Here is a 15,732-nt window from a genome sequence, read left to right on the forward strand (position 1 = left end):
TCGCGGATCATAGGGAGGTTATGTGAGCGAAACAGTCTGGGACACGATCGTCAGAGGGTGGCCGCACCTTCCTTCCCGTCTCGCGACGAGCGCTTCCATGGCGATCCTTTTGGTGGGACTGGTGCCCACTGTGGCGCAGGCTCGCCAGTCGCAATGGTGGTTTGTCGCGGCGGGCGCCGATCGCGTTCTGTTCGTGGATGAGAAATCCATCGAACGAGAGGGCGACATCGTCCGCCATTCCTCCAGCCAGATCTTCGCGCCAAGCAGCGAAATGCTGACCCGGCGCGCCTTCATGAAGACAGATTGCGTAAAAAAGACGCAGCAATGGATCATGGTCATGCGCTATGATGCCAATGATCAACCGTTGGATCAAAGCGCGCTTGGCTATGATGAGGTGCAGCGTGTCGAAGCAGGTAGCCTGGGGGAAGCGGAACTGAACTTTGTCTGCGCGGCCGACCGTGCCGCGACCGGCGGCTTTCCGCTCGAAATCGACGATGTCGCATTCGCCCACGCACTGATCGCCGACAATGATCCGTCGCAAACTCCGGCGGCCATCCATGCCCGGATGAAAGCCGATCCGATGACACCGGTGATCCGGTCTGCGGCCCCCTCGCCCGATAGTTTCGGCACGGAGCAGGAGCAGCGTAAGGGCCAACCCATCGTACCGCCACGCGATTATGCCATAGGCGTCGATCTGCCAGCGTCACTCGATTATGATGCCGACGAGACGGGCAGAATCTACGACATTGCCTATCAAGGCATTGAGGATGGCGAAATCCTCTTCGAATTGCGCGGCTATGCGATCAGCGACCTCGCCCGTCCGGGCAGCGGACAGATGATACGAACGCCACGCAACGCGAAAACCGAGCAGATCGGCGATCTTTCCATCACGATATTGGAGGTGACACCTGAAAAATTGCGCTATTCCATTGAACGCAAGAAGGCGGATTCCGACCCGTTTCCGATCGCCGACCAATGATCCTGGAAGCGTTGCTACTTATGATGGGATCCGCCAGTACAGGCGAAGCGACCGTCAATGAACTGGCCTCAACCTGCACCGTAACAGATGGCGATAGCTGCGAAGAAGCCGGCTTAGCCTATGCTCAAGGGGAAAAGGTGCCGCAGGATTGGGCGCGCGCAACCAGCCTTTACGGCGTGGGATGCTCGGCCCAAAATGCGCCAAGTTGCATCCGGCTGGGTCTTGCACATGACAAAGGGCAAGGTGTCGAAAAAAATGCGGCTTCTGCGTCCTTCTATTTTCAAAAAGCCTGCGACCTGGATAGTCCGACCGGATGCTCGAATATCGGCCTGTCCTACGCAATGGGCAAGGGCGTGATGAAGGATGAACGTCGTGCGGCTAGCTATTTTAGGCGCGCATGCGACGCGGGCGACAATGGCGGATGCTCCAATCTCGCCACGGCCTATGTGAAAGGCATCGGCGTGCGAAAGGATCGGAACAGGGCTGCGTCGCTCTATGAACCGGCCTGCGGAAACGGGGACGCCAATGCCTGCTTCAATCTGGGTGTCCTGCACGAAAAAGGTTGGGGCGTGACGCGAGAGATCGCGCAAGCAGCGCGCTATTACCAACAAGCCTGCGATCAGGATGAAGGCGCAGGCTGTGGCAATTTGGGCCTCTTGCATGACAAGGGTAAGGTCGGCGTACGGGACCATGTGCAGGCGGTGGGATTGTTCCGTCGGGGCTGTAGCGTTGCCCATGCCGAAAGCTGCGTCAATCTGGGCAAGGCATATTTGCGTGGCTCCGGCGTCCAAACGGACCGGGTGCAAGCCGAACAATTCATCCGCCGCGCCATTGCGATCGATCCTCATTATAGACCAGCACAACGGGCCTTGGCAAAAATGAGATGAGATAATTCCAAATTTGGTCACGCATAGTTGGGAGTAAAAGAAACGTTCGGCCCAGATGGCACCGATCCATCACAGCTGCATATCGCGGACGATCTGGAACGACCCAACAGATGGCCCGGTGCGCGAACGATGCGCGAATGACGTCGTTTCCTCTGCCAAAATTTCGGACGCCACCCGTCGGTCCCAGTGCGTTACCGGTTCGCGAATGTTGCCGATGCAGCACAGACCAAAACGCCAAAGGACCTGTCCGCAATCCCCGGACAGGCCCTTTCGCCATGCGCGGGACGCGCCTCCTGCAGGTTGTCAGGCCGCCAGTTCATCCCGCACGATCTGAGCGCCAGCACCTAGCGCGTTCAACTTCCCCCTAGCCACGCTGCGGGATAGCGGCGCCATGCCGCAGTTGGTGGAAGGGTATAGCTTGTCGGCATCCACGAACTGCAGGGCTCTGCGCAGGGTATCGGCAACCTCTTCCGGCGTTTCGATGGTGTCGCTCGCGACGTCGATGGCGCCGACCATTACTTTCTTGCCCCGAATAAGTTCGATCAGGTCCATGGGTACGCGGGAGTGATGGCATTCCAGCGAGATGATATCGATGATGGACTTCTGCAGATTGGGGAAGGTCTGCTCATACTGCCTCCATTCCGATCCCAGGCTCTTCTTCCAGTCGGTATTCGCCTTGATGCCGTATCCGTAACAGATGTGGACGGCCGTTTCGCATTTCAGCCCTTCGGCAGCCTTTTCCAGTGTGGCGATCCCCCAGTCGTTCGCCTCTTCGAAGAAGACGTTGAACGCAGGTTCGTCGAACTGAATGATGTCGACGCCCGCCGCCTCCAGTTCCCTGGCTTCCTGGTTGAGGATCGTGGCGAATTCCCAGGCGAGCTTCTCGCGGCTGCGATAATGGGCATCGTAGAGCGTATCGATCATCGTCATCGGGCCCGGCAGTGTCCATTTGATCGGCTGATCGGTCTGCGCGCGCAGATAACGCGCATCATCGACAAAGACCGGCTTGGGGCGCGCCACTGCGCCGACCACCGTCGGCACGCTCGCATCGTAACGATTGCGGATTCTAACTGTTTCGCGCTTTTCGAAATCGACTCCGCTCAGATGCTCGATAAAGGTCGTGACGAAATGCTGGCGGGTCTGTTCGCCGTCGCCGATGATGTCGATGCCCGCTTGCCGCTGATCCTCCACGGCGAGGCGCAGGGCATCCTGCTTGCCGGCGACGAGGTCTTCGCCCTCCAGCTTCCAGGGCGACCAGAGTTTCTCTGGTTCGGCAAGCCAGCCAGGCTTGGGGAGGCTGCCGGCGGTCGACGTGGGCAACAATTTTTTCATGATGGGTGGCCTTATATTCTGTCTGGTCAAAGGGCTGGCTGGGGGCGTAGCTGGCGGACCATCGGTCCAGATCGGCTTGGTAGGGCCTGATGAGTTGCTCCTGTACGAACTTGCCCTGTTCGATGGCGAGGCGACTGCGCTCCTCGCGATCATAGACAATCCGGGTGGACGAGAAGTCCTCATGATCCAGGCTGGGCCGGAAGCACAGTCCGGCAGCGGAATTGGCGTTGTAGATTTCCGGCCGATAAATTCTCTGGAAGGATTCCATCGTGCTGATCGTGCCGATGAGTTCGAGGCTGGTGTAATCGCTCGCCAGATCGCCGGTGAAATAGAAGGCCATCGGGGCTACGCTCCCTCTCGGCATGAAATAGCGCGCATTCAGGCCCATCTTGGCAAAATATGCGTCGGTGGAGGAAAACGCGCTCTGCCGATATTCGACACCCAGAACAGGATGGCGGTTGCCTGTACGATGATAGATCTTGCTGCTCGATACGCTCAGACAGATGACCGGCGGCTTCTTGAAATTGTCCGTGTATGCACGCGAGTTCAGGAAATGCCGGAACAAGTTACCATGCAGATCGCCAAAGCCGTCCGGTGCCTCGAACCCTGCTCGTCCCTTGTTGTGCTCTGCCAGCAGCACGCTGAAGTCGTAATCGCGCACGTAGGACGAGAAGTTGTTCCCGACGATGCCGTTGATGCGCGTATCGCTTTTCCGATCGACGATACTCGTCTTCAGTATCTCGATCATCGGGAAGGCATTGGTGCCACCAGCGGCGGCAATATGCATCTCGACTGAAATGATATCGAGTTCGATGCTGTAGCGATCGCCGTCGGGATTGTCCCAATCCGCAAGGTCGTTGAAGCGGTTGTCGATCATCCTGAGGGCGCCGCGAAGATTGTCCTGGCAGTGCTCGCCTCTGGCCAGATTGGCGAAGTTCGTCGTGATGCGCGTTTTTTCGGAGGGCTGATAGTTCTCGTCGAAGCGCAAGCTCCTGATGGAGAAGCTGAGATCGTCGTCCGACATGGCCGGTCGTCCTGACGGCGCGGCGGAAACCATGTGTGGAAGGGAGGAGGTGGCGCGAGTTGCGGGCATGCGAAATTTCCTTCGGTCCGGCGCATGCGCCGTCCGTCGTTGAGGTTCGGATATGGGTCTGGATTTGCGGCGCGCCGCGTCAGAGGGGGTTCACCCCGATCGCACGGCGCGCGGGCGCATTCGTCGATATGCGAAGGGGCGTAACAGGATTGCAAACATCGACCGGTCACCTGCTTTGATCGGGCGGAAGGGTCAATGGAAGAACGCGCACGGCATGAGTGGCCCGGACGGCGGTTACGCCAAGGGACACGCTTCAGGCGCGATCCACCGGAGGAACCCCCGTCCGAGGAACGTTTTGGCGCCGAAGGCAGGTCTCCTGGCTTACGGGTCATCGCGGTGGTTCCGGCCTTCCCGAGCCTTGTGCAAAGCCCAGTGACACGAAATGGAACCGCCGCTCGCCGCTTACAGTTGCGGGGGCAGCGCCGGACTCTGCCCCGAAGGGCACCACCGGCTTCCCGTCTTAGCCCCACCGTCACGCCTGAGGTGGGGAACCTCGACAGGGTCTTTCAACACCATAGAAGCATCATTGTCAAGGACGATATAAAGATATCTTTATATGATAGTTTCAGGCGATTGTCTCGATGATGACGCCACCATCGGATCGACACAATTTCGGCAAGAGATTTAATCGCTCCTCATCCCGACATTATCGATGAAAAATTCGATTGGGACGACAATTTCCATCCTGTCCGGGCGATCGTCCGGAATAGGGGGCAATGGTTGCGCACAGCGCACCGTATCGAGTGCGGCGCGGTCCAATATGCTTGAACCGGACGAATTGAGCACCCGCAGAGAAAGCAGTTGGCCTGCCCGGTTCATACGGAAAAGGACTTGAGCCACGCCTTGGCGACCTGACGCACGCGCTGCGGCAGGATAGCGGCGATGTTTTTCGAGATGGGCCAGAAGGATATCCTCCCAACTCGCTTTCCTGTCGGTCGAGGCTTGCGGTGCCGGGGGAGCCGGCAACGACTTGGGAGCGGAGGTTTCGAGAACCGCTTCCTTGGCTTGCGCGGATTCGGATGATTTCCTAGCAGGTTCTACCGGCTGCGCTTGCCGCGGGAGAAGCATCGGCGGGATTTCGACCTGCGTTTTTTCCGTGGGGGCCTGTTGGCGCTGTTCGACCTTGCGGGCGCCGTCCGGCACCTCTTTGGGAGGTTCCGCAGGCGCTTTAAGGCTTTCCAGACGAAATAGAGCAGGAACTGGCGGGGGCCTGTTAGGCGCGAGATCGTGCCGAGTGACCAGCGTTGCGCATCCTATGCAGAGGAGGATCAAGGCAATGCCGGACACACCAGACAGGCGCGTTCGCCAGTCCAGCGGCTGATCGCAATATCGCGTGGGCGATTGGCTCGTCACACATCTCGGGGACGCGGGCCATGGCTCTGGCCGTCGGTCCGTGCCATATTCTCTTTGCCGCGCGGAATGGCCGATATGTCGGCTCATTGCCCTTTTCTCGGCTCGGGCCGGCGCACGATCCAGCTCAGCCATAGCAGCAGGATGGCGGCGACACCGGCTGCCAACGGCCAATCCGGCCGGACATGCAGCCAAAAGAGAGCGAAGCCCGCGGTCATACCCATCGCCGCCGCCACTTTCGCCGCATCAAATGTGCCCCAGCATGCTACTGGCCATGCGGCTATCTGCCTGAGACTGGTTCCACCGAAAGCGGGTTTGTGTAGCCTATCGGCCAGTAGTGGAGCGATCCATGGCCTCTTCACCCGATCGGATCGAAGCGTCCACGTCATTTTGTCCGCCGGCTCCGTATCCGCTTGCCCGCACAAACAATTTTTCTGTTCAAACCTTCAAAATCTGCTGGGTAGACCATGACACGCTATGACAGTGGCCATGGTCCACCGCATCGTGAAGATTATTTGTGGCGCATTTCCCGCGCCTGTCGGCATCGCTTTCATCAATCGTGGCGAGCGAAATCCACTGCCGTTGCGGCTGTGCACTAGGCCCTCCCCTTCAATGCAGCGCGAGGACTACCACGCTATGCGGCGGCAAGGTTACCGATAGGCCATCGGGCGAAACTGTCGCGCCGCCAAACGCCACTGGGCGCACGACGTCCGGCGACCCGAAATCATTATGCGACTGGATATCGGGCGCTGTGAGAATACGTCCATCCACGCTGGCGGCTTGCACACCTTCGAGTTTAGCCGTCACGGTCGCAGATCGGTTGGGATCGGTGTTGGTCAGGGAAATATATACCTGCCCCGCCTTGCTCCGCGCCGCCGCTGCGCTGACCGCCGGGACGGTCCATTGATCCTTGTTATACCAGGGGGATTTCAGGTCCAGCGGCAGGAAGGTCGCGTCCTGAAATGGCTTATACATTTCGAACACGTGATAGGTCGGGGTCAGCACCATTTTATCATCCTTCGTCAAGATCATAGCCTGAAGGACGTTGATCATCTGGGCGATGTTGGTCATGCGCACCCGGTCGGCGTGACGGGCGAACAGGTTGATGTTGAGCGCGGCGATGATCGCGTCGCGCATGCTGTTCTGCTGATAGAGGAAACCCGGATTGGTGCCCGGTTCCACATCGGTCCAGATGCCCCATTCGTCGACCGCCAGATTGACCCGTTTTTCCGGGTCATATTTATCCATGATCGCGCCATGCTTTGCCAGCAGCTCTTCCATGACCATCGTGCTGACAAGGGTGCGGGCATAGTCGGTTTCGGTGAAATCGGTGGCAGATCCCTTCACCTTCCCGCGAGTGGGATGGGTGTAATAATGCAGGCCGACGCCGTCGATGGACTTGCCCGCGACGCGCATCATCACATCGGTCCAGTCATAGTCGCGGCTATTGGCGCCGCTCGCGATCTTTAGGATTTTGGTGCCGCGTGGCGACTTGACGAAGGTCGCATAGCGGCGGGTGACGTCGGCGGCATATTCAGCGCGCATATTGCCGCCGCAACCCCAGAGTTCGTTGCCGATGCCGACATAGGGCAGCTTCCACGGTTGCTTGCGGCCGTTCTTCGCCCGCTCGTCCGCCAGCGTGCCGGCCGGGGCGGTCATATATTCGACCCATTCGGCCATTTCCGCCGGCGTGCCGTTGCCCACATTGCCCGACACATAGGCTTCCGCCCCGATCAATTCGGCAAAGTCCATAAATTCATGGGTGCCAAAACTGTTGGGTTCGGTCACGCCGCCCCAATGGGTGTTGATCTTGGTCGGGCGCTGGTTGCGCGGGCCGATCCCTTCGCGCCAGTGATATTCGTCGGCGAAACAGCCGCCGGGCCAGCGCACCAGCGGCACGGCCAGCGCCTTGAGCGCGGCCACCACATCGTTGCGATAGCCACGCGTGTTGGGGATTTTCGACCCCGGCCCGACCCACAGGCCGCCATAGATGCCATAGCCCAGATGTTCGGCGAACTGGCTGAAGATGCGGCGGTCGATCGTCGCGCCGGGTTTGTCCGCGTGCAGCGTGGCGCTCGCCGTCAACGCGGTTGCGGCAGGAACGCTGTCCTGCGCAGCGACAGGGGATAGCGGCGACAGGAGGGTCGCCGCGAACAACGAGATGGACAGTATTATGCGCTTTTCCATATCACCCTATCCCTTTGATATTTATCTATAATATTGAATTTTCAGACTTTTCTGAGTGGTTCGACGATCGCGGCGATATCGCGTTGCCCCTCCCCCGCGCCGTCCGCATCCAGGAAGCGTTGCCGCGCCGCCTGCGCAATGGATGGGCGGATGCCCACGTCCGACAGCGCCTGCGCCGCATAGCCCAGATCCTTCGCCATCAGCGGCACGAGGAAATGGGGCGCATAGTCGCGGTCGAGCATGCGGCGGCCAACGCCCTTCACCATCGGGCTGGCAGGCGCCCCGTCGAACAGGATGGAGACGGCCTGTTCGACGTCGAGGCCATGTTTTTCGAACAGGGCGATGGCCTCGGCAAGGCTGGCGGCCTGCACGCCGCACAGGAAATTATTGGCGAGCTTCACCGTCGCCGCGCTGCCGACCGGGCCGAGATGGACCAGCGCGCTGCCCATCGCGTCGAAGGCCGGACGGGCGGTGGCGATGCTGTCCGCTTCGCCGCCGACCAGAAAGCGCAGCGTTCCCTGCGCTGCCTGATCGCGACTGCCGGTGACGGGCGCTTCCAGAAAGCCGACGCCCTGCGCGGCGGCCTGCCGCGCAAGGTCAAACACCCAGTCGCCGGTCAGGGTGCTGGATTCGATCGCGATCGCGCCGGGCGCCATCGCCGCCAGCGCGCCGTTTTCGCCGGTCCAGACGTTGCGCGACACGTCGTCGTCCGCCAGCATGGCAACGACGACGTCCGCGCCCGTCGCGGCATCAGCGGGGGTCGCGGCGATCCGTGCGCCCGCTTGCCCCAACGCCGTCGCCTTGTCCGTGCTGCGGTTCCATACCGTCACGTCGAACCCGGCCGCCAGCAACTGGCGCGCCATGCCGCCGCCCATCAGGCCAAGGCCCAGAACCGCTATTTTCCTGTTCGTCATCCGATCACCTTGAAGCGAGAGAGAGCGGCCTCGTCGATTTCGAGGCCCAGTCCGGGCAGATTGTCGTCCAGATCGATATGGCCGTCTACCGCCTGCGGTTCGCCCTTGAAGATGTACCAGAAAAGTTCGTTGCCGACTTCCACATCGACCATCGGGAAATATTCGGCGATGGGGCTGTTCAGGCTGGCCATGACGACATGGTAATTGTGCATTTGCCCGGCATGGGGGACGACGGGAATGGAATAGGCTTCGGCCAGCGACTGAATTTTCCGGGCGGCGGTGATGCCGCCGACGCGGTTGGTGTCGAACTGGAAATAGTCGAGCGATTTCGCCTCTATCATCTGGCGGAAGCCATAGCTGGTAAATTCATGCTCGCCCGCCGCGATCGGCGTGGTGCCGAACCGGCGCAGCTCATGATAGCCGTTAATGTCGTCAGGGATGATCGCTTCTTCCAGCCAGCGCAGGTTGAACGGTTCGATCAGGCGCATCATGCGTTTGGCATAGTCGAGGCTCCAGCCCATATAGGCGTCGGCCATGATGTCGATTTCGTCACCCACGGTTTCGCGCACGGTGCGGATCAGTTCGACATTGCGGGCCATGCCCGCCGCGCCGTCGATCGGCCCCCAGCCAAAACGCAGTTTCATCGCCTTATAACCCTGCGCCTTGTAGGCGGCGGCTTCCTGCGCCAGTTCGTCCAGCGGGATCGAATAGAGGCGGCTGGCATAGACCGGGATCTTCGCCTTGGTCCGGCCGCCCAGCAGGCGGAAGACGGGCTGTTTCGCGGCCTTCCCCATCAGGTCCCAGATCGCGATGTCGAGCGCGGAGATGGCGACCAGCGCCACGCCCTTGCGCCCGAAGGCCATCGTCTTGCGGTACATATGCTGCCACAGAAACTCGCTATCCCAAGGGTCCTGACCGATCAGCAGGGGGCTGAGATACTGGTCGATGAGCTGTTTGGTGACGAGAGGCGCCAGTGCGGCATTGCCGATGCCGACCAGCCCGGCGTCGGTGAAGATTTCGACGATCAGCCAGCCGTGAAAGGTGAAGGTGCCCATTGTTTCGGGCGACAGCATCGGCGACACCAGATCCATGGGATTGGTGCAGAAATGCGGCGGCAGCGGTACGGTTTCGCCTTCCCACTGAACGACGCGGGTGCGGATTTCGGTGATTTTCAAGGAACGGCCTTTCGAATGAAGGTGAGTTGTGAAATGCGGGGGATGCAAAGGCAGATCAGCCCGAAGGCGATCAGGTGCAGCGTCGCGGCCAGCGTCAGTACCGGCGTGTAGCCAAGCCCGGCGTCGAGCGCCCAGCCTGCCGCCTGCCCCATGACGATGCCGCCGAACGCGCCGCCAAGGCCGACGAGGCCAGCCAGACGGCCGAGCGCGCTCCGCGGGGCAAGGTCGGTCGGCAGGGTCATCACGAGGGTGGACCAGCTTTGCTGCCCGAAGAAGGCGAGGCTGAAGATCGTAATGACCGCTGCGACCGAAGCCGCCGACGGTGCGAGCATGACCCAAGGCATGCAGGCAGCGCTCAAACCCAGCGCAATCTTGCGCGCGGCGTCGACGGATCGGCCGGTGGAGAGCAGTCGGCTGGAAAGCCAACCGCCGCACAGGCTGCCCACGCCCGATGCGGCATAGGGTATCCAGCCGATGGTCGCGGCCTGTTTCAGGTCGAAGCCATGCGCTTCGAACAGATATTTGGGCAGCCAGAAGAGGTAGAAATACCAGGCCCCGTCGCTCATGAACTTGGCGGCGACAAGGCCGCGCACTTCGCGGCGGGACAGGAGCATGGCGATGGTCGGAGCCGGTCCTGCATCCGCTTCGCCATGGGCCTGTTCATGCGGGGGCGTGCGATAGGTCAGGAACCACCAGAGCGCCCAGAGCAGGCCGAACCCGCCGGTGATGAAGAAGACCCAGCGCCAGCTGGCCAGGTCGAACCAGTGACCATAGGCAAGGATGCCCGCGATCAGCGGCGGCGCGATGACTGCGCCCACCGCCGTCCCGGCATTGACAAGGCCCATGGCGGCGGCGCGGCGCTGCGGCGGGAACCATTCGGCAATGGCGCGGGTGGCCGCCGGAAAGCCGCCGCCCTCCCCCACGCCCAACAGGAGTCGGCTGACCACCAGCGCGGCGATGCCGCCCGCCACGCCATGGCTGGCGCAGGCGAGCGACCAGAAGATCATGATGGCCAGAAAACCACGCCGGGTGCCCACCCGATCCAGCAGCCAGCCGCCACCCAGATACATGAGGCCATAGGTGGCGAGGAATGCGGAATCGAGGAAGGCCTTGGTCTGGTTGCCGATCGGGATGTCGGCCTCAATATATTTGATCGCCCAGGGCAGGGTCTGGCGATCGAGATAGCTGATGGCGATGGCGACGGTGATCATCGCCGCGATCGCCCAGCGCCCCGCGTAAAGCCGCGCCCCTGCCGATGTCATGGCCTCCATTTTTTGCCCTTACTGACCGTCGAGGACGATCAGGGCGACGCCCTGACGCGGCAGGCGCAGGTCGATGCTGGCGCCGCCGCGCTGGCCTGTCGCTATCGACAGGGTTTCCGCGTGCATGACCGATGCGGCTTCCAGCTGCTTATATTGGTCCTGATCGGGCGATTGGGGCGAACCCATTTTTTTCCAGGCGCTAAAGGCGTTGGCATGATCGCCATCGACCCGCCACAGCTTGGCCTGTGCAGGCTTGCCCTTGATGCCGTTCAGGCTGAGCTTGATCTGGGCATCCGGCCCGGCGACGTCGTCGTCATGATAATGCCAGACGAGCAGTGCGACCTTGCCATCGGCGGTGCGGGTGGCGATGGAGCCGATATCGGCATCCCCCTGCACGCCATTCTTCATCAGCGTGTCGAGCGGCACCTGCGCAGTGTTCGTGGTCGCCAGCTTCGTTTCGCCCAATTGCGCGAACAAGCGGAAAACGTTCAGCACCGGCAGATCGACGCCGTTGGTCGATAGCTGACGATAGCCTGCGAACCAGGGCTGGTCCTCAAATTCGAAAGACCAGGACACGACACCTTCCAGATTGACCTTCCGCTTTTCGGCCAGTTCCCAGATGCGCGCGAAGCTGGCGGCGGTGTAGCTGCTATACATGGTGCCGTTGCGGTAGGCGTTGGCCGGCCCCGGACAGGCGGCGCAGCCCTCGGGGTCGCTTTCACCGATCACGACCGGCTTGCTTGCGAGCGAGGGGATCGACAGGACTTTGGTAAAGCCGCCATCGGTTTCGCGCAGATGGGTGGCGATGCCCATGCGGACATGACCGTCGACGAAGGTCGGCTTGCCCTTGGCGTGGAAGGACAGGAAATCGGTCGGCGTACCGGTCTGGCCGGTCGCATAATTTTTGCCGGAGGAAACGTGCTTCAGGAAGCCGTCCATGAAGGTGCCGCCCGGCCCGGCGACGTCCGGTCCACCGACGCGCGCGGTCGGCAACGCCTTGCGCACGGCGGCGATGGCATAATCATGCAGCTTGTAGAATTCTTCCGGACTGGCGGTCCAGTAGAAGGGCGAGTTCGGCTCGTTCCAGACCTCGAAATACCATTTTTCGACTTCGGCCCGGCCATAGCGTTCGATATTGTGGAGCGTCCATTGATGGATCAGCTCCGCCCATTTTTCATAATCCTTGGGCGGATAGGTCCAGCCGGTGGCGATCAGATTATAGGCGAAGCCGGGGCGCCAGCTATGGCGATAAGGTGTACCCGCCGTGGCATTGGCCATCGCTTCGGGGGTGAAGCCGATCTGGAGATAGGGACGGATGCCCTCCGCCAGATAGGCGTCGAGGATGCCATCGACGATAGCCCAGTTATAGACCGGCTTGCCGTCCTTGGTTTCGGTATAGGCGTTGGTGCTGCCCCATTTGAAGGCGGCGGTGCCATCCCCACTGCTCAGCAGGTTGTGAGCGCGGAAATAGACCTGGCCCTTCTTCAGTTCGCCCAGTTCCACGAGCAATTTGCGGCCGTCCTTCATCGTCGCATAATTGGGCTCGTCCGCACCGAAGAAGCGCCAGACCGGCGGCAGTTTGCCCACCGCCTTGGCTGCGTCCACGCCGATCGCGACCTGCCTTGCGTCCTGCGCTTCAGCGCCTAATGGCAGCGCCATCAGCACGGACAGTGAAGCGATCACCCTCGAAATCGTCATATGGTATCCTCTCGATAGGAACATTAGATCTTCGCCCGGAACCCGACGGCGAACGTGCGCGTGTAGAGAACGGTATCGCGCGGGTAGAGGCCTGGGTCGTTGAACGAGGTCTGGTAGAGATTCTTCAATATGTTGGTCGCGTCGGCGACGATGGTGAAGTTGGGATTGATCTCATAAGAGACGGACAGGTCAAGATTGCTGATCTGCCCATTGGTGATGAAGTTGGGATTGACGCCGGTAAAATGCAGCCCGGCATTATAGGTGTCGCGCCAGACATAGGAGGCGCGGGCGGAGAAGCCGCCCTTTTCATAAATGAACGTGCCGGTCGCGGAATATTTGGACACATTCTGGAACGGAATGTCCATATAGCCGGTGACGCCGGGCAGTGGCGAGAGCGCCTTGTTCTTTCCGTCGATATAGGTGCCGTTGGCGCTGATGCCGATGCCATCCAGCCATGTCGGCAGCTCCTTGGGGAAGAAGGTGAAGCCGCCCTCAATGCCCTGCAACTTGCCCGACCCGGAATTTTCCGGCCTGGTGATCTGATAGACGCCATTGTCCGCGCCCAGATAGTCGATGTCGAAATTGCTGGTGACGGACTGGATGAAGCCGGTGACGTCCCGGCGGAAGATCGTCGCGGTGATCGAACTGGATCGGTCGATATACCATTCGAGCGACAGGTCGTAATTGTCCGATCGCACCGGCTTCAGATCGGCGTTGCCGCTGGAGCCGCGACCGAAAGGCTGTTGCCCCGGTACAGGTGGGGTCAGGGTGAGAGCCGGATTAAGCTGGGCGAAGCTGGGCCGGGTGATCGTCTTGCTGGCGGCGAAGCGCAGGAAGAGATTGTCCTTCAGCTTGTAGCGCAGCGCCAGGCTGGGGAGGATATCCGTGCTCTTGTTCCGGATGGAAACAGGCGATGTCGCGCCGCGCAGGACAAGAAAAGCGTTGGAGGTGATGTCGGTGCGGATGACGCGTACGCCGATCTGACCATCCAGCCGGCCGATTTCGACATTGGCCTGGCCATAGCCGGCGTAATTCTTCTCTTCGATATCGAAATGCTGCGTGTCCTGAAAGGCCGGGTCGCCGGGCGCGAGGCCGAACAATTGACGCAGCGAGCCGATATTGTTCAGCAGATAATCGGTGGTCGGCGTTGCCCATTGGCGCACATATTCGCGCGTACCGCTGTAGAAGTCGCCAGGCGTTACCGTCATCAGGCCGGGTAGGCTCGCGGCCTTGATGCTGTAGCATTTGACTGCGCCGGTCGCGGCGCAATTGATTGTCTGGGTGAAGCTGTCCGATTTGGCATCGCGTTTACTGAGGCGCACGCCGGCGTCGAGCCCGGAGAAGATGAGGAAGGGCGCGCGCCAGGACAAGTCGCCGCGCCAGGCCAGTTCCTTGCCATCGCCGATCGTGCGGGTGGTGGACAGGCGCGAGAGATAATAGCGCGACGGATCGGCCATGTCGTCATTGGGCAGGGTGAAATGCGGGGCGCCCGATCCATCGTTGAACACTGCGTCGGTGCGCGAGGCAATGAAATCCACGTCCAGATTATTGCCGGCATCGGTGGCTTTCGACCGGGTATAGGAAAATTCGGTGGACGCCTTCCAATCGCCGCTCGCCCAGTCGGCGCCCAGCGCGCCTTGCCAGCGATCGGCCTTATTCTGGTAAGCGCCACCGAAATTGGCGACGCGGCCATTGGCGATGCTGAGCGACTGGACCAGCTTGGTATCGTCCACGAAGACCAGCGGCGAGAGCAGAGTGCCGTTCATCGACGTGAAATTCTGATTGCTGTTGCCGCGTTCGCGATAGCCGTAGAACAGGCCGTCGGCGTGGATGGTGAGCCGATCGTCGGGCGCCCATTGCAGCGTGGCGTTGACCGCCGGACGAGTGCGCGTGCCAATCCGGTCGAAAGCGCCGATGACGTCGGTCCTGAACACCTTGGGGTCGGTCGGATTGGTGCCGCGCGGGTCCAGCGGAACGCCGGGCGTGTAAGGCGCGCGGCTATTATCGAGATTATAGCCGAAATAGCCGCCGCTATAGATGGTTTCGTCGCGGTAGCGGGTCTTGTGGTAGGAGACGCTGACCAGCGCCCCGATCTCACCGATGCCGGTCGACCAGCGGTTGCTGATCAGCGCGCTGGCATAGGGGTCGATCTTGTCCGGCTGCTCACTATAGACTTCGCGGCCCGCTAGCGCGAATTCGAAGCCCTTGAAATCGAAAGGGCGGCGGGTGCGGACGTTGATGAGGCCGGCGATGCCACCTTCCAGCTGATCGGCCGAGCGGGATTTGTAGACGTCCACCCCCGCGACGAGATCGGCCGGCACGTCCGCCAGCGAGAGCGAGCGGCCGGTGGTGCTGAAGATATTGCGCCCGTTGACCAAGGTTACCACGTCTGGAAGGCCGCGGATCAACACGGTGGCGGATTCGCCGCGGGCACGGGGCGACACCTGAATGCCGGGTACCCGCTGCAATGCCTCCACCACATTATTGTCGGGCAGCTTGCCGATATCCTCGGCCACGACAGAGTCGACCAGTTGCTGAGCGTTGCGCTTGATATTCTGCGCCGACGACAGACTGGCGCGCATGCCGGTGACGATGATGTCGCCATTGCTCACATCCTTGGCGCCTTGATCTTCGCCTGCTTGGGCAAAGGCCGATTGCGCAGCCAGCAGCGCGAACAACGAGATGGACAGCTTCATTCCGCTTTTCATTATGGCATCCCCTCCGAGTCATTTTTATTTCTCGTACTAGATGACGCGTGTTCAAAACGGATTCAAGCCATAATTTGACGGAGTAATCAGATTACATCTGGAAATGCCAATTTTCCTCATACCAATTATGGCATTTTGACAGGATCA

The 15,732-nt window shown here is 60.8% G+C and carries 10 protein-coding genes, 1 pseudogene and 1 riboswitch; of the genes and pseudogenes, 2 read left to right on the top strand and 9 right to left on the bottom strand.

What is annotated here, in order from left to right; genetic code table 11:
• Positions 1-97 precede the first annotated feature (97 nt).
• Together F4U94_RS02280 and F4U94_RS02285 are read left to right on the top strand one after the other, a co-directional pair.
• Positions 98-979, top strand: a complete 882-nt coding sequence (locus F4U94_RS02280; RefSeq protein ID WP_120252956.1) for a hypothetical protein — start codon at positions 98-100, stop codon at positions 977-979.
• The gene (locus F4U94_RS02285; protein WP_120252955.1) at positions 976-1,866 is read left to right on the top strand and encodes a tetratricopeptide repeat protein; all 891 of its coding nucleotides are present in this window, start codon (positions 976-978) and stop codon (positions 1,864-1,866) included. Before F4U94_RS02280 ends, F4U94_RS02285 begins: the two co-directional genes overlap by 4 nt.
• A 303-nt stretch (positions 1,867-2,169) precedes the next feature.
• On the opposite strand, the gene F4U94_RS02290 is transcribed toward F4U94_RS02285, so the two are convergent.
• The 9 genes and pseudogenes from F4U94_RS02290 to F4U94_RS02330 form a co-directional block, all read right to left on the bottom strand.
• On the bottom strand, positions 2,170-3,198 hold the full coding sequence (locus tag F4U94_RS02290; RefSeq protein WP_120252954.1) for a methionine synthase: 1,029 nt from the start codon (positions 3,196-3,198) through the stop codon (positions 2,170-2,172).
• A gap of 64 nt (positions 3,199-3,262) precedes the next feature.
• Positions 3,263-4,291, bottom strand: a pseudogene (locus F4U94_RS02295) (DUF1852 domain-containing protein); the annotation flags it as partial.
• Positions 4,292-4,580: 289 nt separating this feature from the next.
• A riboswitch (cobalamin riboswitch) is annotated at positions 4,581-4,802 on the bottom strand.
• 113 nt (positions 4,803-4,915) lie between these two features.
• Positions 4,916-5,644 (bottom strand): energy transducer TonB, encoded by a 729-nt coding sequence (locus F4U94_RS02300; protein ID WP_170271893.1) that lies wholly within the window; start codon positions 5,642-5,644, stop codon positions 4,916-4,918.
• Positions 5,645-6,250: 606 nt separating this feature from the next.
• Positions 6,251-7,828, bottom strand: coding sequence for an alpha-N-arabinofuranosidase (locus tag F4U94_RS02305; RefSeq protein WP_120252952.1), 1,578 nt, complete (start codon positions 7,826-7,828; stop codon positions 6,251-6,253).
• A gap of 41 nt (positions 7,829-7,869) precedes the next feature.
• Entirely contained in the window at positions 7,870-8,742 is an 873-nt protein-coding gene (locus F4U94_RS02310; RefSeq protein WP_120252951.1) for an NAD(P)-dependent oxidoreductase, read from the bottom strand.
• Entirely contained in the window at positions 8,739-9,917 is a 1,179-nt protein-coding gene (locus F4U94_RS02315) for an L-rhamnonate dehydratase (RefSeq protein ID WP_120252950.1), read from the bottom strand. Before F4U94_RS02315 ends, F4U94_RS02310 begins: the two co-directional genes overlap by 4 nt.
• Positions 9,914-11,179, bottom strand: coding sequence for an MFS transporter (locus F4U94_RS02320; RefSeq protein ID WP_232016211.1), 1,266 nt, complete (start codon positions 11,177-11,179; stop codon positions 9,914-9,916). Before F4U94_RS02320 ends, F4U94_RS02315 begins: the two co-directional genes overlap by 4 nt.
• A gap of 18 nt (positions 11,180-11,197) precedes the next feature.
• Positions 11,198-12,877 carry a GH39 family glycosyl hydrolase gene (locus F4U94_RS02325; protein ID WP_150411827.1) on the bottom strand — a complete coding sequence of 560 codons (1,680 nt, stop codon included), beginning with the start codon at positions 12,875-12,877 and terminating at the stop codon, positions 11,198-11,200.
• Between the two features lie 23 nt (positions 12,878-12,900).
• Entirely contained in the window at positions 12,901-15,573 is a 2,673-nt protein-coding gene (locus F4U94_RS02330) for a TonB-dependent receptor (RefSeq protein WP_120252948.1), read from the bottom strand.
• Positions 15,574-15,732: the final 159 nt, after the last annotated feature.

Origin of the sequence: Sphingobium limneticum (genome assembly GCF_008710155.1) — a bacterium.
Classification (GTDB): Bacteria; Pseudomonadota; Alphaproteobacteria; order Sphingomonadales; family Sphingomonadaceae; genus Sphingobium; species Sphingobium limneticum.